This window comes from Spirosoma endbachense, from assembly GCF_010233585.1.
Lineage (GTDB): Bacteria > Bacteroidota > Bacteroidia > Cytophagales > Spirosomataceae > Spirosoma > Spirosoma endbachense.
The window spans coordinates 2321438-2339923 of sequence record NZ_CP045997.1 but is presented as its reverse complement, the minus strand read 5'-3'; the positions used below and the strand labels follow the sequence as shown (position 1 = coordinate 2339923).

The 18486-nt window shown below is 47.4% G+C and carries 14 protein-coding genes; 9 read left to right on the top strand and 5 right to left on the bottom strand.

Annotation, left to right across the window (positions count from 1 at the left end; translation table 11 throughout):
• Window position 1: 1 nt before the first annotated feature.
• The gene (locus GJR95_RS09135; RefSeq protein ID WP_162385575.1) at window positions 2–1117 is read left to right on the top strand and encodes a lysophospholipid acyltransferase family protein; all 1116 of its coding nucleotides are present in this window, start codon (window positions 2–4) and stop codon (window positions 1115–1117) included.
• Between the two features lie 104 nt (window positions 1118–1221).
• Here the strand turns inward: GJR95_RS09135 and GJR95_RS09130 are convergent, their stop codons facing one another.
• The 3 genes from GJR95_RS09130 to GJR95_RS09120 all read right to left on the bottom strand — a co-directional run bounded on the left by GJR95_RS09130 (window position 1222) and on the right by GJR95_RS09120 (window position 4417).
• Window positions 1222–2784, bottom strand: coding sequence for an Rne/Rng family ribonuclease (locus tag GJR95_RS09130; protein WP_174260199.1), 1563 nt, complete (start codon window positions 2782–2784; stop codon window positions 1222–1224).
• Window positions 2785–3182: 398 nt separating this feature from the next.
• The gene (locus GJR95_RS09125; protein WP_162385574.1) at window positions 3183–4049 is read right to left on the bottom strand and encodes a tetratricopeptide repeat protein; all 867 of its coding nucleotides are present in this window, start codon (window positions 4047–4049) and stop codon (window positions 3183–3185) included.
• Between the two features lie 65 nt (window positions 4050–4114).
• Window positions 4115–4417 carry an HU family DNA-binding protein gene (locus tag GJR95_RS09120; RefSeq protein WP_080237187.1) on the bottom strand — a complete coding sequence of 101 codons (303 nt, stop codon included), beginning with the start codon at window positions 4415–4417 and terminating at the stop codon, window positions 4115–4117.
• A 141-nt stretch (window positions 4418–4558) separates the two neighbouring features.
• Between GJR95_RS09120 and mutY the strand changes: the two genes are divergently transcribed.
• From mutY to gldE, 3 genes are all read left to right on the top strand, one after another.
• Window positions 4559–5647 (top strand): A/G-specific adenine glycosylase, encoded by a 1089-nt coding sequence (mutY, locus tag GJR95_RS09115; RefSeq protein WP_162385573.1) that lies wholly within the window; start codon window positions 4559–4561, stop codon window positions 5645–5647.
• A 75-nt stretch (window positions 5648–5722) separates the two neighbouring features.
• Window positions 5723–6259: a single-stranded DNA-binding protein gene (locus GJR95_RS09110; RefSeq protein WP_162385572.1), complete on the top strand. Its 537-nt coding sequence runs from the start codon at window positions 5723–5725 to the stop codon at window positions 6257–6259.
• 39 nt (window positions 6260–6298) lie between these two features.
• A complete protein-coding gene (gene gldE / locus GJR95_RS09105; RefSeq protein ID WP_162385571.1) occupies window positions 6299–7645 on the top strand; it encodes a gliding motility-associated protein GldE in 1347 nt (448 codons plus the stop codon).
• A gap of 55 nt (window positions 7646–7700) precedes the next feature.
• Here the strand turns inward: gldE and GJR95_RS09100 are convergent, their stop codons facing one another.
• Complete coding sequence (locus GJR95_RS09100; protein WP_174260198.1) at window positions 7701–8810, bottom strand: LBF_2804 family protein; 1110 nt, start codon at window positions 8808–8810, stop codon at window positions 7701–7703.
• A gap of 220 nt (window positions 8811–9030) precedes the next feature.
• On the opposite strand from GJR95_RS09100, the gene GJR95_RS09095 reads away from it, so the two are divergent.
• The 4 genes from GJR95_RS09095 to GJR95_RS09080 all read left to right on the top strand — a co-directional run bounded on the left by GJR95_RS09095 (window position 9031) and on the right by GJR95_RS09080 (window position 14701).
• The gene (locus tag GJR95_RS09095) at window positions 9031–10143 is read left to right on the top strand and encodes a DUF3500 domain-containing protein (protein ID WP_162385570.1); all 1113 of its coding nucleotides are present in this window, start codon (window positions 9031–9033) and stop codon (window positions 10141–10143) included.
• A 99-nt stretch (window positions 10144–10242) separates the two neighbouring features.
• Window positions 10243–11955 carry a GMC oxidoreductase gene (locus tag GJR95_RS09090; RefSeq protein ID WP_162385569.1) on the top strand — a complete coding sequence of 571 codons (1713 nt, stop codon included), beginning with the start codon at window positions 10243–10245 and terminating at the stop codon, window positions 11953–11955.
• Between the two features lie 67 nt (window positions 11956–12022).
• Window positions 12023–12964: a sugar phosphate isomerase/epimerase family protein gene (locus tag GJR95_RS09085; protein WP_162385568.1), complete on the top strand. Its 942-nt coding sequence runs from the start codon at window positions 12023–12025 to the stop codon at window positions 12962–12964.
• Window positions 12965–13096: 132 nt separating this feature from the next.
• A complete protein-coding gene (locus tag GJR95_RS09080; protein WP_162385567.1) occupies window positions 13097–14701 on the top strand; it encodes a S8 family peptidase in 1605 nt (534 codons plus the stop codon).
• Window positions 14702–14820: 119 nt separating this feature from the next.
• Here GJR95_RS09080 and GJR95_RS09075 read toward each other — a convergent pair whose 3' ends face one another.
• Window positions 14821–15360 carry a transposase gene (locus GJR95_RS09075; protein WP_162385566.1) on the bottom strand — a complete coding sequence of 180 codons (540 nt, stop codon included), beginning with the start codon at window positions 15358–15360 and terminating at the stop codon, window positions 14821–14823.
• A 227-nt stretch (window positions 15361–15587) separates the two neighbouring features.
• Between GJR95_RS09075 and uvrA the strand changes: the two genes are divergently transcribed.
• Window positions 15588–18473 (top strand): excinuclease ABC subunit UvrA, encoded by a 2886-nt coding sequence (gene uvrA / locus GJR95_RS09070; RefSeq protein WP_162385565.1) that lies wholly within the window; start codon window positions 15588–15590, stop codon window positions 18471–18473.
• Window positions 18474–18486 lie beyond the last annotated feature (13 nt).

The window sequence follows — 18486 nt, the reverse complement described above, 5'->3', positions numbered from 1 at the left end:
TATGCCGTCTTCACTGCGTCTTTACAAACAAGAACTTACCCGTTGTCGTGATCACTTCCGGCAGCTTAACCTACAAAAGGAAAGAGGGTATCTGATGAAACTCACCACGTTCTCGGCGAACGTTGAAAACATCATGCCATCTATATCCCGTAGCGAACATGAAACACTGTTTCAGGAGTTATTGTTACAGCAGATCTTTACTAACTTCGATCAGAAGTGCCTAACGGCAGGTGATCTTGTGAAGACGCGAGGAGCGCAGGAATATCTTGCCAAACAAGACGGCCCCAGGATTTACTGTACCTATCACCTTGGCTCATATCGGCTCCTGACAAGTGTATTGTTTCGCCGGGGAGTAGATTGTATATTGCTGGTCGGTAACAATATGAACCGCACTCAGGGTGATGATATGACTGAACATATCGAGGCTCTGCGAGAGAAACATGGTTTGACAAATGTCTTCCGTGTTGTTGAAGCGGGGCATCCATCGGCGGGATTAACGGTTCTACGTGAGCTGAAAGCCGGTCGATCACTAATTGTCTTTGTAGATGGCAGTCCAGAAACGGCTCCTGAGCCTGGCGAGGAGGATAAATTCCTATCAGTTCCGCTAGGGAGCCGTCGCGTCCTGACCAGAAAAGGCGTAGGCTACCTGTCACATGCCACTGGAGCGCCAATAATACCGGTTGTCAGTTATCGACAGCCTGATCTGACAAACGTTCTTCATTGTCTCGATCCGATTCGACCTATTCGGAATAGTGATCGGGATATGTATTGCCGTGAGGCAATGACGCAACTTTATAAGGCTTTTTGGCCTTATCTGAAGCGATACCCGGCTCAATGGGAGGGATGGACATTCATCCATTTGTTTTTAGAGCCGGAGCTAGCAAAAAATACACGGTTTAGTGGTTGGCCAACGCGACCGACCTTTAATCAGGACCGCTATTCACTTTGCGATCTGGAACAGGCACCGATTCTTTTTGATCGGCGACTCTATCAGACCTATGAAATTACGGAAGACCTGCGTGATCTGCTTCTAAACATCAATTCAGTTGATTCGGTAGAAGGACTCGTCGGAAAAGAGATGTTCGGCGAGTTAATGGAAATGGAGGTTCTCCGCTAAGACACTTCCTGCATAATTGAAAACGGGCTCAATCCATTCAATGGATTGAGCCCGTTGATTTATAGGGGTTTATAGCTGTTCTTTTAGAGCATTACTAGAAGAAACTAAGCACCACTACCTGTTTCAATCTCTTCACCAGATTTATTGAAGAATTTGAAATTCACAATACCTAATGAACTGTCTTTAACGAGTTTAATCCATGATTTATACTTGATATACCATTGGATTTGTTTGGAGTATAATCCCTTGGTATAATAGGCATATAAAAATGGGTGCATTGCAATTGAAATACCCCGCTCGTTCTGTTTTGTTAAAATGTAATCGAGATTGTTTTCGATAACATCAGTAACCAGAACACTAGCCTGAATGGTGCCAGTACCACCGCATGTTGGGCAAACCTCGCGCGTAACAATGTTCATTTCGGGCCGTACACGCTGACGTGTAATTTGCATTAGCCCAAATTTAGTCAGGGGTAAAATTGTAAACTTCGAGCGGTCTGTTTTCATCTCATCGCGCATGATGTCCTGCAGAAGCTTTTTGTTTTCTGCTTTCTTCATGTCAATAAAATCAACGACGATAATGCCGCCCATATCACGCAGACGAAGTTGCCGGGCTATTTCTTTGGCAGCCTCACGATTGACGCTGATGGCTGTAGCTTCCTGATCTTCTTCTGAATTCGACTTGTTGCCGCTATTGACATCAATTACGTGTAAGGCTTCAGTATGCTCAATAATTAGATAACCGCCACCCGGTAAACTCACCGAGCGACCAAATAGAGATTTTAATTGTTTTTCTAATCCTAAGGCTTCAAAAACCTTTGCCTTACCATTATGAAGTTTAACAATTTTCTCCTTATCGGGAGCAATGGTATGAATGTATTCCCGAATCTCGTCGAACGACTCGCGGGTATCTACTGTGATGCTCTCAAATGTTTCATTGAGCATGTCCCGTAGAATAGAGGAAGCCCGATTCATTTCACCCAATACTCGATCTCTGGGTTTGGCATCGGCTAACGTCTTAACAGCCTGCTCCCACTTGGCGAGTGAGTGCTGAAGGTCGCGGTCAAGTTCTTCAACATCTTTGTCCTGTGCAACAGTTCGCACAATAACCCCAAAATTCTGAGGCTTTAATGACGACATAAGCCGTAGCAAGCGCGACCGCTCGGCTCGGTCCGTAATCTTCTTTGATAAATTAACGCCGTCTGAAAACGGCACGAGGACCAGATAACGGCCCGCAATGGAAATGTCGCAGGAAAGGCGTGGACCTTTGGTTGAGATGGGTTCTTTAACCACCTGGACCAGGATGGGCGCGTTTTTCGTCAGTACCTTATCGATTTTCCCAATTTTTTCGATGACCGGCTCCAGCTGTGTGCTGTTGAGCCGACCGGTGGTGACGCGCTTGGCGATTACGTCTTTAACAAACTTATTGAGCGAATTGATATTCGGCCCTAAGTCCTGATAGTGCAAAAAACCATCTTTTTCATGGCCTACATCCACAAAAGCTGCATTGAGGCCCGATGAAAGTTTTTTGACTGTTCCTAAATAAAGATCGCCAACGGTAAAGCTGCTGTCTAACTCTTCTTCGTGATATTCCAGCAATCTCTTGTTTTGCAAGAGCGCAATCCGATCACCTTTCTGAGTCGAACTGATAACTAATTCATTACTCACAAGATGAATGAACGGTTAAGAATGGCTATATAAAAAAAAAGAAGCCACGCTCGGGCTTTACAGACCGGCACGAGGCTTCCAAAATGAGTAGGCAGTAGGCAAGTTTACAATAGGCAGCTATCGGCAAAATATCGACTGTAAACTGCCGACTAACTTACTACTTTTTCTTGTGCCGGTTTTTTCTGAGCCGTTTCTTCCGCTTGTGAGTGGCAATCTTGTGCCGTTTCCGTTTTTTACCGCAAGGCATAGTGCGAATGCTGTTTAATGGTTGAAAATACATGCCGACTTACCACTCGGTAAGTCCTGAAAAGTTGTATAGTTTTAAAGTTGAATAACAATAGAGCGTTGACTTACTCATCAACCAGGCGGCTCTATAGTTTTTCAACTGTATAACTCACTTACTTTAACCGCTCTTCGTATTCCTGAACAGCGGCCAGAACCTGTGGATCTTTCTCCTGCTTTTTTACCTGAGCCAAGACTTTCTTTGCTTCCTCTTTTTGCCCTGACTCGGCCAGACTTACACCCAGGTAAAATTGTGCTTTTCGGCTAGCCGGATTCGTAACTAAAATCTGACGGAACCGTTCAACAGCACGCTCATACTGGCCTGACCGCATTGACAGAAGCCCGAGGTTAAACAAGGCCAACTCATTGGTTGGGTCCTGCTTCAACACATCGCGCAAAAGCATGATTCCCTGCATTGGCGTATCCGTGTTAACATAGGTCATCGCCATATTGGCTTTGGCCGCTAGCAAACCTGGATTCTTTGCAAGGACTTGTTGATAAAAATCGCGGGTTTTTTGACCCAGCATTGCCGTTTTCGTTTCGTCGACAGCAAAGGTGTACGCTTCAAAATACTGATCACCTGCCTGAAGCAAATTCTGTTCGGTTGGTTGATCCGTGGCTAATAGACCGGCATAATAAGCCGCGCTATCATACTGGGTAACCTCCCGGAACAGGGCAATTAACTTGGTTGCCGATGCTTCTTTCTGAGCCGATCCGGTCGCCAAAAACTGTGTTTTCAACCGATCCAGTTGTTTCTGCTGTTCGGGTGATAGCGGCTTTTGGTGAATCGTTGAGCGATCTGGCGCTCCGTTACCAGCGGTTGCCCCTGGCTGAGTAGCCATGGGCGCCTGCGTCGTGCGACTTCCCGGCATGGATTCACTCAACTGTTTGGTCTCGTTACGTACAACAACCTTAGGCAAAGTGTATAACCCTGCAGTTAAGGCCGTAGCCAACACAACAACCAACAATATTGACTTATTCATGGTGGGAACTAATCACGTCGCAAATGCCTGGACTGATGCTCAGCCGGTGGGGACCGCTTGTTTGCTTACTCAGCCGCTACTTTGGCTTTGTCGCTGGTTTTCACTTGCTCAACGAAAACCTTGGCGGGCTTGAAGCTCGGGATGAAATGCTCATCAATCACCATTGCGGTGTTTTTCGAGATGTTCCGGGCTACCTTCTTGGCTCTTTTCTTGTTAATGAAACTGCCGAACCCTCTCACATAGATATTCTCTCCCTCGGCCAACGAGTCCTTAACCACCGAAAAGAAGGTCTCAAGAGTGTTCGTTACCTCGGCCTTATCGATTCCGGTCTTATCGGCGATCTCTGCAATTACGTCTGCTTTCGTCACGACTTCTTAAACTTTAACGTTTACTGTGTTGTTGAAAATTCGGGTGTCAAAAATGGGAGCACAAAGGTAGCGGTTTCTGAGAAATTATAAAACCCTGTGTTCCAGTTTTTCATAATCAACGACGCTTTTTCTTTTTTTATTTTGAATTGGCAATCAGACCTTAACGTCATTGAAACCGTATTTGTACCTAGTCTGGAACGCTGGTATGAGTACCATAAACGCGACTTGCCGTGGCGTCATACTCGCAATCCGTACTATATTTGGCTGTCGGAAGTCATTCTGCAACAAACCCGCGTCGCGCAGGGAAAACCGTATTATGAACGTTTCATAGCGGCTTATCCAACGATTAACGATCTGGCTCATGCCGACGAGCGCGAATTGCTCCGTCTCTGGCAGGGGCTTGGGTATTATTCCCGTGCCAGGAATTTACATCAAACAGCTCGTCATATAACCGAACAACTCAACGGAAAGTTTCCAGAAACATACCATGAGTTGTTGAAAATGAAGGGAATAGGTGTTTATACGGCTGCCGCCATCGCATCTTTTGCCTTTGGAGAACGGGTGTCGGTTGTTGATGGAAATGTTTATCGAGTGTTAGCCCGCGTGTTTGGGATCGACGAAGATATAACCACAACCAGTGCTAAAAAAACATTTGCGGCACTGGCAGCCCGGCTTATCCAGCAAGCCAGTGATCCGGCAACCTACAATCAGGCAATCATGGAGTTTGGCGCGATTCAGTGTACACCGGTAGCACCCGATTGCCTGTTATGTCCAGTCCAGCAACAGTGTGTGGCCTATTTGACAGGTCAGCAGAATCGGTTACCCATCAAGGCTAAAAAAGCGCCTGTCCGGAATCGATATTTTCAGTATCTTATTTTTAAGAACGGTGATAAAATCGCTATGCGTGAACGCACGGATCGGGATATCTGGCAAAATCTCTACGATTTCTATCTGCTTGAAACAGACGAGCCTAAACCAATGTTACGCGACCTGTTATTGCCTGATTCAGTGAACGAATTAGTGCAGCAAGGCGTTCTGTCGACTATGCCGACTGGAGCAATGCAGTTACTATCTCATCAACGAATTCAGGCGATGTTCTATGTAATTGACCTGCCGGATAAGCTGGCAGGACATTTGCCGACAGGTTTAAAGTGGTATTCACAGGCAATGATTGGAGACCTCCCCAAGCCTGTTTTAATTGCTAACTATTTGGAAAAGTCGTTTGGATAAGTGCGTTTATTTCAGTATCTTTAATCTCTTTAAGCCCTACGCATTTTTTCATACGTAACTAACAAAACACAGAGTATGGCAAGCCTTAATAAAGTAATTATTATTGGTAACGTTGGCAACGATCCGGAAGTCCGATACCTGGATGGAGGCTCAGTCGTTGCCAAATTCAGCGTTGCTACTAATGAACGATACACAACCCGTACTGGGGAGCAGGTTGAATCAACGGAGTGGTTTCGAATAGAAGCTTGGAATGATCAGGCTAAGACAATTGAAAAATATGTACGCAAAGGCCAGCAAATTTATGTAGAAGGTCGCTTGCGGACAGAGACATATACGGACCGGGAAGGTAAAGAACGGTTTTCGCTTGGCGTTCGTGCTACCACCTTTCAATTTTTAGGTGGGCCTAATGATCGTCAGGATGGCGGTTCATTCGAAGCACCGACGCAAACCCAGCAGCCTGCTCCGCGCCAGCAACCGGCACCGCAGGCAGCACCAGCCCCGCGTCAGCAAGCTGCCCCTGCTCCACAGGCTGCACGTCAGCAGCCACCGCGTAGGGAGCCTGACCCGGTTCCTTTTGAGAGCAATAGTGGTGACGACGATCTTCCGTTCTAAACCGCTCAATGCTCTATTGTTGAACGAGATTTAATATACATGGACCCTAGTAGTGATCCTCTTCCCCGACAGGTGCTCCCAGCTGCAGATGGCTGGAGCACCTATTTTGATTTATATGCCCCTTATGCGGGTCTGATTCTGTTACTATTGTTGCTGGCCGGTCTGGTGTCAGCTTCCGAAGCTGCATTCTTTTCTCTTTCCCCGGATGACCGTACGCGTTGTCGAAATAGCATACAGCCTGGCGATCAGCGTATTGCCATGTTACTCGACCGCCCGAAACGATTGCTGGCGTCGTTGGTCATCTTTAATAATTTGCTGAATATTGCCATTGTTGTGATTGTTACTTACCTGACCTGGGAGTTTTCGCAGGCTTACCATGCTTCGGGTTGGATATTATCAGGAGTGACATTGACCACAACGCTGGCAATTGTACTTTTTGGTGAAATCGTGCCGAAGGTATATGCCAGCCAGAACAACATGACAGTTGCCCGCCGGACAGCACCATTAGCACAAGTTGGTCTTGCTGTACTACGCCCACTGGCCATGTTGCTTGTTAATCTGAGCAATCAGGTCGATAAGCGGGTTGAGCGACGGGGCTATAAATTGTCGGTTGAAGAGCTTAGTCAGGCCGTCGAACTAACAGGCACTGATGCGACGACAGAAGAAAAAGAAATTCTGAAAGGTATTGTCAATTTCAGCAACCTGACGGCTCGTCAGGTCATGCGGGCACGACTCGATATTTCGGCAGTAGCAGACGACTTGACATTCTCTGAATTAATGACTCAGATCAACGCATCTGGTTATTCACGAGTGCCTGTTTATAAAGAATCACTGGATCAGATTGATGGGATCTTATACATCAAAGATCTGCTGCCGCATATTCATGAAGATGACTCGTTCCGTTGGCAGTCCTTGGTGCGTCCTGCCTTCTTTATTCCGGAAAACAAGAAAGTCGATGACCTTTTACAGGATTTTCAGAAACGTCGGGTACATATTGCCATTGTTGTGGACGAATATGGCGGTACGCGTGGCCTGGTAACGCTTGAGGATATTATTGAAGAAATCTTTGGGGATATCAACGACGAATTTGACGATGAAACGCCCGTCGGCTACCGCCGTGAAGATGACCGGACGGTGGTTTTTGAAGGTAAAGTACCCATTACTGACGTTTGCCGGATTCTGAATGTCGATGCCACTACATTCGAGGCTGTGCAGGGGGATAGTGAGTCGCTGGGAGGATTATTACTCGAATTATTCAGTCGTTTGCCAAAACCTGCTGATCAGACAACATATGCCGGGTACACATTTTATGTGTTATCGGCCGACGACAAGCGTATTAATGAAGTCCGGGTTACGAAAGATGATCCCGCGGATGATAAAGCCTAATATGACGGTTCGTCTAGGGACGGGACAAGTCGGAAAGTGGCCAATCGAATAGCTCTCAAACCCAGAGTCCGCGCCCCTGATTATAATCTTCACCAATTCGCTGTATGTCTTCGGTTGAGTAGGTCAGAAAATTCTTGGTACGAAGCTGGCGCAGCCGCCGTTTCTCAAGCCAGGATAAGTTGCCGTCTACTAACACCCCAAAAACAATAAGCCGCTCCAGACTTTTACGCACTTCAACCGGGGCATTGGCGGCCTGCTCGGCAAAATGACCTGTGAGCGTAGAGTTTGTTCGAAGATTGAACCGGTCTACCAATGTTTCTGTCAGCAGAAAATGGGCGTAATTATATTGCCGTTTCAGAATGGCAACATATTGTAAGGCTTCTAGAATAAGTGGCCTGAATTGCTCATTATCACCCCATTCGTCGTGAAGTTCATTGACAAACTCACGAATTGTGAGCGGAGCCATCACACGAATCTGTGCTTCGTGTAACACTTGCCAGGAAGCATACGCATTCCAGGCGGCATAAATTGGCATCCCTGCGAGATCGGTCACCTGGCGGAGAGCAAATCGGCCCAAAAAACGCTTCAGAAAAAATTTTAGCGCCAGATTACTTAGTGCAGCTTTAGTAATATTTAGCAGGAAAAAGATCGTTAATCCCCAGCGCGGCATGTTCAGGTACGGATCAATCCCGAAGCGAAGAATGCCTCGATTTGTTTTCTCCAAAGCTGCGTCGGCAAGAGCCTGCAGATGGCGGTCATACTGTGCATCGTGAGCGCGTGGAAACTGGCACACCTGCATAATTGCCTTTACACCCAGCAAATTCAGGCCAACTAAGAGATTTACTTCTATATAAACCAGCAGTAAACCGTATAGAGTGGTGACAATTGGGAGGTTATAGGTTGTTCCGAACAGCGTTACTGGTGTATTCTGGAACAGAGCAGGCCAATTGTATTGAGGTACGTAAAGGAACAGAACGCCCAGAACGCCTAGCAGAGAGGCTAAACCAAGCGTCAACGTTTTAGTACGTCGGATAACGCGACTTTCTACAGGGCTTAGTACATAAGGCTCATCAGTCGGATGCGACGTGTCGAGTGCCTGCCGTAAATAGCGCATAGCCAGATGGTCTAATGGACCAAAACTGTTGTTCGGTGGCCGGGTTGACATGATCGTAGTGTGACAGTGGATTTATTTCTACAACTAATGAACAGGTCGGGTTGTTGGCAAAAAGAAAGTAAATAATGAAAGATCAGTAAGTAATTCGTGCAGGAGAGTCCATACTCGCCCGCTAATCATCTTGCTCGAAATCCGTGTTAGAGTACAATTCTACATTCAGTAAATTCAATGAGGAGAGTGCTTTACTCAAAAAGACTTACTGATGTCGGTTATGATTCGTATCCTTTTCTTCTGCTTGATAGTGGGCCAGGCTGTGGCACAGACTGTAGCCCAGCCCAAAGCTAAATCGTCTGCGCAACAGGTACGCGATGAGATGCAAGAATCTGCTCAGGCATTTTTACAAACCTTATCGCCAGAACAGCGGCAAAAAGCTATTTTCCCGCTCGATGATGCGGAGCGGTTCAATTGGCACTTTGTGCCGAGAGAGCGTAAAGGTCTTCCCCTGAAACAGATGACCCCTGAGCAGCGTCAGGCTGCAATGGCTATGCTTAAAACGGGACTGAGCCAGCAAGGTTACGATAAAGCAACGGCCATTATTGATATGGAGAATGTGCTGCGTGTAATTGATAATCGCCCTCCAAATGATGTGTATCGTGATCCGGAAAATTATTCGTTCACCATTTTCGGCGATCCATCAACGAAAAATCCATGGAGCTGGCGAATTGAAGGACACCACTTGTCGCTTCAGTTTATGTCCGTAACAGGCCGGGTAATAGCGCAAACTCCCACATTTTTTGGTAGCAATCCGGGTATTCTGAAATACGACCCATCCATGGCCGATAAACGTATGGGTGATCCGCGCGTATCTGATCTGCCCCAGAAAGGTCGTGAAATATTAAAGCAGGAAACAGAGCAGGCTTTTGCCTTGCTGAAAACCCTGAATCCAGATCAGCGAAAAAAAGCAGTGCTGGCTGCTGTTGCCTATCCCGAGATGGTTACGAGTAATAAACGTAGTGCTGTGCTCGAAAAGATGGATGGTCTGATGCTCTCTGAAATGACGGCTGATCAACGCAAATTGTTTTTGGGTTTGTTGCAGGTTTACCTAAACAACTACCGCATTACGCTTGCCAACCAGCAAATGGCAAAACTGCAAAAAACAGGCCTGGATAGCCTTCGATTTGGTTGGGCTGGCGATCTTACGCCCGAGTTAGGAGAGGGCAAGGGATGGTATTATCGGATTCATGGGCCAACGATTCTGATTGAGTACGATAATACACAAACCAATGCGAACCATATTCATACGGTTGTGAGGGATTTAACCAATGATTTTGGGGAGGACTTATTACGGGAACACTACAGAACTACGGCCCACGGAAAGCCCTGAAACCGCTAGTTCAATAAAGCGTCCTTAAAAAAAGTTGACCTTAGGAAAGCCTTGAACTCCCTAAGGTCAACGCTTGTATAAACCTGTTTTTGGAAGTTTATGGCGAATCTGATCGGCGACAGTCTGGCTGCCCGCACCTTCGACGCTATTGTAGTCGGTTCTGGTATCAGTGGGGGATGGGCTGCCAAAGAGCTAACGAAAAACGGCCTGCGCACATTAGTTCTGGAACGGGGACGGGATGTAAAACACATTACCGACTACCCCACTATGATGCTCAATCCGTGGGAAGTAGAACATCGGGGTCAGTTGCCACTCAAAGTTCGGCAGGAGAATCCAATCGTTAGCCGGAATTATGCGTTTCGGGAGGATACCATGCATTTCTTTTCGAAAGATAGTGAGCAGGCTTATATTCAGGAAAAGCCGTTCGACTGGCTGCATGGGTACCAGGTTGGCGGACGTTCACTAACATGGGGGCGGCAAACGCAGCGATGGAGTGATTTTGATTTTGACGGCCCAGCCCGCGATGGTTTCGCCGTCGACTGGCCTATCCGGTATAAAGATATAGCGCCCTGGTACAGTTATGTCGAGCGATTTGTTGGCATAACCGGTAATCGCGATGGTCTGGCAACATTGCCCGATGGTGAGTTTCTGCCTGCACACGAAATGTCGTGTGTGGAGACGCATTTCCGAAACGAAATCGGAAAGCGTTATTCAGATCGTCATGTCATTATGGGTCGGGCGGCTCACCTAACCCAGCCAACGTCTGTTCATACCCAGCAGGGCCGGGCGCAGTGCCAGAATCGATTGCTGTGTGAGCGGGGATGTCCGTATGGCGGTTACTATAGCAGCAATGCGTCGACACTGCCCTGGGCGGCTAAAACTGGTAAATTAACCCTCAGGCCGCATTCGGTTGTTCACTCACTGATTTATGATGAGGCAAAAAAACGGGTGAAAGGCGTGCGGGTTATCGATTCAACTACCCGCGAACTGGTCGACTATTTTGCCAGCGTTATCTTTCTGAACGCATCGGCTCTTAATACAAACCTGATCCTGCTCAATTCCACATCACATCGGTTTCCAACTGGATTAGGAAACGATAATGGATTGTTAGGCAAATTCATTGCTTTCCATAGCTACCGGGGCCGTATTTCGGCAGAATATGACGGACTGCTTGACTCAACCAACCGCAGTCAGCGGCCCAATAGTTGTTACATTCCCCGATTTCGCAATGTCGTTAAACAGGAAACGGATTTCCTGCGCGGATACGCGTCTACATTCAGTGCATCGCGGTCGGCTCTGCAAAACTCGGATCTGATCGGTGCGTCGTTAAAAGAAAAGCTACTGGAGCGACAATTGGGCCCCTGGCAGATTGGCTCCAGCATGATGGCAGAAACTATTCCGAAAGAAAAAAGCACGGTTCAGCTTGATAAAACCCAGACCGATGCCTGGGGTATTCCTCAGCTTCGCATTTCGGTTGCTTTTGACGATAACGACGAGAAGATTCTCAATGACTTTTTTCAGCAGTTTACCGAAATGTATAGTCAATGCGGTTTTACGAACATCAGGACGCTGGACACGCAACGACGGCCGGGCAGTGAAAACCACGAGATGGGCGGTGTTCGGATGGGAAAAGATCCGCAAACGTCTCTATTGAACAAGTGGAATCAGTTGCACCATTGCCCAAATGTGTTTGTAACGGACGGTGCCTGTATGACCTCTACCTCTACCCAGAACCCATCATTGACCTACATGGCGCTTACGGCTCGTGCTGCTGACTATGCCGTAAAACAACTAAAAGCAGGAAAGTTGTAGTATTAAAAATAGTTCAGGCAGATTTTGTTGTAACGCAGGCAGCAGTAGTATCCTCAATTCACTCTTTATGAACGAACTCAATCGCCGATCCTTTTTGCAGTCGACTATTGGCTTACTGGCAACTGTTGGTACGGCAAATGCCTTAAGTCCTGGCAGGCAAAAACCATTATTGGCATTTTCGACACTTGGTTGCCCGAAATGGTCGTTGGCGATCAGTCTGGAGGCCGCTGCAAAAAATGGCTACGATGCTATAGAAATCCGGGGTTTGCAGGGGGAAATGGACCTGACAAAAACGCCGGTGTTCGATAACGCCCAACATATCGCCAGTGCCCGGCGACTGGCTGCTGACAAAGGTGTAAAAATTATTAATCTAGGGGCGTCTACCCAACTTCACCATGCCGATCCGGTTACCCGCCAACGGCATTTAGACGAAGCGAAGCGATTCATTACACTAGCCGATCAGTTGCAGTGTTCCTTCGTTCGGGTTTTTCCGGATGCGTTGCCCAAGGATCAGGAGCGTAGTGCAACGCTCGATCGAATTACGAAGGGCCTGATCGACCTGGCCGACTATGCTAAGGGAAGTGGGGTAAGTGTATTGCTCGAAACTCATGGCGATGGCGTTCAGACAGACGAGTTGGTCAGCATGATGAACGGGGCTAAATCGCCTAAAGTTGGGTTGATCTGGGATGTGTTTAACATGTGGTCAGTGACCAAAGAACCGCCCGCCGATGTGTACAAAAAGCTAAAGCCTTATATTCGGCACACGCACATCAAAGACGCCAAATTGATCGATGGGAAATTCCATTACACCTCCCTGGGCCAGGGCGAAACCCCTATTTTTGATGCGATTGCCGCGTTAGCGAATGGGGGCTATACTGGCTATTATAGTTTCGAGTGGGAGAAAACCTGGCACCCTGATCTGGAAGAACCAGAAGTCGTTTTTCCGCTGTATCCGAAAGCGTTTAATGAGTTTTATTATTCGGACAAAATGGCTAGACAGAGCAAGTAAGGTAGGATATCAATTAGTAAATAAGTCATCAATTATAGACTATAACTAAAAATATGTGTGCCATTTAACAACTTTTAAGCCTCACAACTACTTGTTTATACGTAATTTGTGAAGATTTTTTGTTAACAATTCATGAAGAAACTCCTTATCAGCGCGTCGGTCTGCCTGCTTTCTGTAGCAGCTTTGGCGCAGGAAACGCAGTGGTATCTGCGTGATAAAACCGATAGCACAGCAGGTATCAGCGTTGAGCGCACCTACCGCGAACTCCTCAAAGATCGTAAAGCTACGCCTGTAGTGGTCGCTGTGATCGATGGCGGTATCGACACCACCCACGAAGACCTGAAGCGAGTGCTTTGGATCAACCCCAAAGAAGTTGCCGGTAACGGTAAAGATGACGATAAAAACGGCTACGTTGACGATGTTCATGGCTGGAACTTCATTGGTGGGAAAGATGGTCGTAACGTTAGCTATGAAACGGCCGAAGTAACCCGGCTCTATGCTCAGCTTAAGCCAAAATATGATGGCAAAACCCGTGCTTCACTAAAGCCGGATCAGCAGAAAGAATACGATCTATACGTAAAAACAAAAGCCGAAGTCGAAAAGAATCAGGCACAGTACAAGGCACAGTATCAGGGGATTAGCCAGTTTTATGAACAGTATACAACAGCCGTCACTGCCTTGAAAAAAGCACTGAACGTAACAAAGCTGGATACGATCACCCTACGAAAAGCTGCCGATACCATTACGAATGCGGCCCTGAAACGCCCAGTGATGGGTGTGTTGCGTCTGTTAAATCAACAGGGGGCTGCCGACGCCGACGTGGTGACGAACGAACTTGAAAAGGCAAACGAGCAACTGAAGTCACGCGCCGAATATAACTATAATCCTGACTTCGACAGCCGGGCCATTGTGGGCGACAATCCAAACGATCTGACCCAGCGCGATTACGGCAATTCTGACATCGCTGGTCCTCGGGCCGATCACGGCACCCACGTTGCCGGTATCATCGGTGCCGACCGCACCAACAAATTAGGGGTGATGGGTATTGCTGATGCCGTTCAGATTATGGGTGTTCGGGCTGTTCCCGACGGCGATGAGCGCGATAAAGACATTGCCAATGCCATTCGCTATGCTGTGGATAACGGCGCGCAGATTATCAATATGAGTTTCGGCAAGGACTATTCGCCCCAGCGAAAAGTTGTTGAAGATGCTGAACGCTATGCACTTTCGAAGGGTGTACTGATGATTCATGCGGCTGGCAACGACGGTAAGGATATCGATACGGCCGCCAATTATCCGGCTCCCCGGTTTATCGACGGGTCGTCTATTCCAAACGTCATTACGGTGGGCGCGAGTGCCGAACCGAACAATGCCGATCTGGTTGCCAGCTTTTCGAACTACGGCAAACAGACTGTAGACGTTTTTGCGCCGGGTAAAGATATTTATTCGACGGTGCCAGGCAGTAAATACGAAAACAACAGCGGTACGAGCATGGCTTCGCCAGTGGTAGCGGGTGTGGCTGCGGTATTGAAATCGTATTTCCCGAAACTGACCTATGCCGACATCAAGCGAATTATCGTACAGTCTGCAACGCCTTACAAAACGAAAGTCCACAAGCCTGAATCGAGCGACACGGTTGATTTTGCCAGTCTATCAAAAACGGGCGGGATCGTGAATCTCTACGATGCGGTCAAATTGGCGCTGGCGCAGGAAGGCGGTTCGAGTAAAGGGAATTAAGTATTGCGTTGTGCTGGCGTGTAACTGTAGAGACGCGACCCTTCGCGTCTCATTCTCATTCATATCCAGATGTTTTTGTCAATTTATTGCTGACGCGCATGAGACGCGAAGGGTCGCGTCTACATGTATAATCCTTCTTTATTTTCGTAATCCTGTGCCCATTGGGCAGGATTGTTTTCGATATACTGGCGAATTCTGCTCAGTTCGTTGTCATTACGAATAACACGGTCATGATAGCGGGGTTGCCAGCAAAAAGGAATCTGATGGATCGTGGCATAGGCTGTTACGCCTGATTTGAAGCCCCTTATGATTGATGGTATGTTATTGCTCTGTGGTCCGAAGGCATTGGGCCGCCAATCGTTATAGTCGGGTTTGTTGATAAAAAGAATGCCATGTAAGTGATTGGGCATTAGCTGAAATGCATCTAACTGAACGAACGGATAAAACTCAGGGATAGAAAGCCAACCGTCGATGGCCCTTTGCCCAATAATAGTTGGCTGAATAATAGGTCGATCATTATCTCTAACAATATCGCCGAAATAACAAATTTTGTTTTTGGAGCAGATGGTAATAAAATAGGCGCCATTTGCCCCATAATCATAATCCTCCAGTCGCGCAGGTTCAATACGATATTTATTTTGAAATTTTGTTTCATCCATGTTGTAGAGACGCAATCTCTTGCATCTTATAGGCGTCAGCAATCAGTTGATTAGTAAAATTTGTTACCCCATCAGACGGAGGTGAACATAGTTGGTCATCTATATGAAGACCATTCGGTCCTGAAACAGGAAGCCTGGTAACGGTCGCTTTTCTACATTACATATGTATTTCTCAGGAAACTACCCTTGCCTGTTTTACGTTGTTCTTTAGAATAAGCCAATCCAACGTGACAGAAGAAAAAGCAACCGAGCTTCGGCCCGGACTTACCGATGTTGACCTGACGGGTTACGACCAGATAGAAGTCCTCGGAGCCCGCGAACACAACCTGAAAAATATTGATGTCACCATTCCCCGCAACAAGCTGGTTGTCGTGACGGGTATCAGCGGCAGCGGCAAATCGTCGCTCGCGTTCGATACGATCTACGCTGAAGGCCAACGGCGTTACATGGAAAGTTTTTCGGCTTATGCCCGTTCGTTTATTGGCGATATGGAGCGGCCCGATGTAGACAAAATCAACGGGTTGAGTCCGGTGATTTCCATCGAACAGAAAACTACCTCCAAAAACCCCCGTTCAACGGTTGGGACCACGACCGAAATTTATGACTTCCTGCGTCTGTTCTACGCCCGCGCAGGTGAAGCATTCTCCTATGTGACAGGCCGAAAAATGGAACGGCAATCACAGGACCAGATTATTGATACCATTCTGGAACAATATGCTGGCCAAAAACTGACCTTGCTGGCCCCAATCATTAAAGGTCGGAAAGGGCACTATCGCGAGCTTTTTGTCCAGATTGCCAAGACGGGCTATACCAAAGTTCGTGTCGATGGCGTCGTGCAGGATATAGCGCCGAAGATGCAGTTGGATCGCTACAAAATCCACGATATTGAAATCGTGATCGATCGACTGGTGCCGAAAACGGAAGATCGTTATCGGTTGAGCCAGTCAATACAAACGGCACTGAAACAGGGCAAAGGTGCCATGCAGATGCTGGATGGCGCGGGGCAACTGGTCTATTTCTCGCAGAATCTGATGGACCCGGAATCGGGTATCAGTTATGACGAGCCTTCGCCGAACTCGTTTTCGTTCAACTCACCCTACGGAGCCTGTCCGGTTTGTAATGGTCTTGGCGTGGTTGAAGAAATTACGGAAGAGTCCGTTATTCCAGATAAATCATTGAGTATTAGCCGGGGAGCTATTGCCCCTTTGGGTGAATATCGCGAATTGTGGATTTTTAAGGAAATCGAAGCAATTCTGAAAAAATACAAACTCAACCTCACGACGCCCGTTGTTAAGTTTCCCGAAGACCTGCTCCATGCACTCATGTATGGCACGGAAGACGAAGCTGCTATGCCTTCGAAAAAGGATACCGGCCGGGCCGACACTCGTGAAGACTATTACAGCTTTAAGTTTGAGGGAATTGTTAATTTTCTGAAACGGCAGCAGGAGAACAGCACCGATAAAATTCAGGAGTGGCTTAAAGATTTTATGGTCGTTAAGAGCTGCCCTGAGTGCGATGGTGCACGATTGAAAAAAGAGTCACTGTATTTCAGGATCGACCAGAAAAATATCTCCGAACTGGCCCGTATGGACATTTCGGAGCTGACCGCCTGGTTCGATGGACTGGAAAGTCGCTTGAGCGATCGTCAGAATACAATCGCTAAGGAAATATTGAAAGAGATTCGGAAGCGCATCGGCTTTCTGCTCGACATTGGCCTGGATTATCTCACGCTCGACCGGCCGCTACGTACGCTGTCGGGGGGCGAAGCGCAGCGTATTCGTCTGGCAACGCAGATTGGGACACAACTGGTGGGCGTGCTCTATATAATGGACGAGCCAAGTATCGGTCTGCACCAGCGCGATAACGTTAAACTGATCGATTCGCTGAAGAATCTGCGCGATCTGGGCAATACGGTGCTGGTTGTTGAGCACGATAAAGACATGATGCTCGAGTCTGATTTTATACTCGATATTGGTCCCGGCGCTGGCCGTCACGGCGGTCAGGTGGTTGGTATTGGTACTCCCGCTGAATTCATTCGAAATGGTGGTACAACAGCCGATTATTTAAGCGGTCGTCGGAACATCGAAGTACCGTCCGAACGCCGTAAGGGGAATGGTAAGTTTCTGATTATCAAGAATGCAACTGGAAATAATCTCAAAAACGTAACGCTCAAACTGCCACTTGGCCGGATGGTTACCATTACGGGTGTGTCGGGTAGTGGGAAATCGTCGCTGATTCACGAAACATTGTTTCCGGTTTTGAATCGCCATTTCTATAAGTCGAAGCGTGAACCACTGCCATTCAAATCGGTAGAGGGCCTGGAATATCTTGATAAGGTTATTGAAGTAGATCAATCGCCAATCGGTCGGACACCCCGCTCGAATCCAGCGACTTATACCGGCATGTTCTCTGAAATCCGGACGTTATTTGCCGAACTGCCTGAAGCCAAAATCAGAGGTTATAAACCTGGTCGGTTCTCATTCAATGTAAAAGGTGGTCGTTGTGAAGATTGCGAGGGAGCGGGTATGAAGAAAATTGAAATGGAATTTCTGCCCGATGTGCATGTCATGTGTGAAACCTGCAAAGGCAAACGGTTCAATCGTGAAACGCTTGAAGTGCGGTTTAAGGGTAAATCCATTGCCGATGTGCTCGATATGACGGTTGAGCAGGCGCTTGATTTCTTCGCCAGTCAGCCGAAAATTCTGCGTAAAGTAACGACACTGAACGATGTAGGGCTGGGTTATATCACACTTGGCCAACATGCCACCACCTTATCGGGTGGTGAAGCTCAGCGCGTAAAGCTGGCCGAAGAGTTGTCCAAAAAAGATACGGGTAAAACGCTCTACATTCTCGACGAACCCACTACTGGGCTGCACTTTCAGGATATTGCGCACCTACTCGATGTGTTGAATAAACTCGCCGACAAAGGCAATACGGTACTGATCATCGAACATAATCTGGACGTGATCAAAGTCTCCGATCACCTTATCGATCTTGGTCCGGAAGGTGGGAATAAAGGGGGCAACATCATTGCCGAAGGAACGCCCGAAAAGGTAGCCGAGGTGAAAGGAAGCTATACCGGGAAGTTCCTGAAAATGGAGTTGGCGGGATAGGAAGACAGAAAAG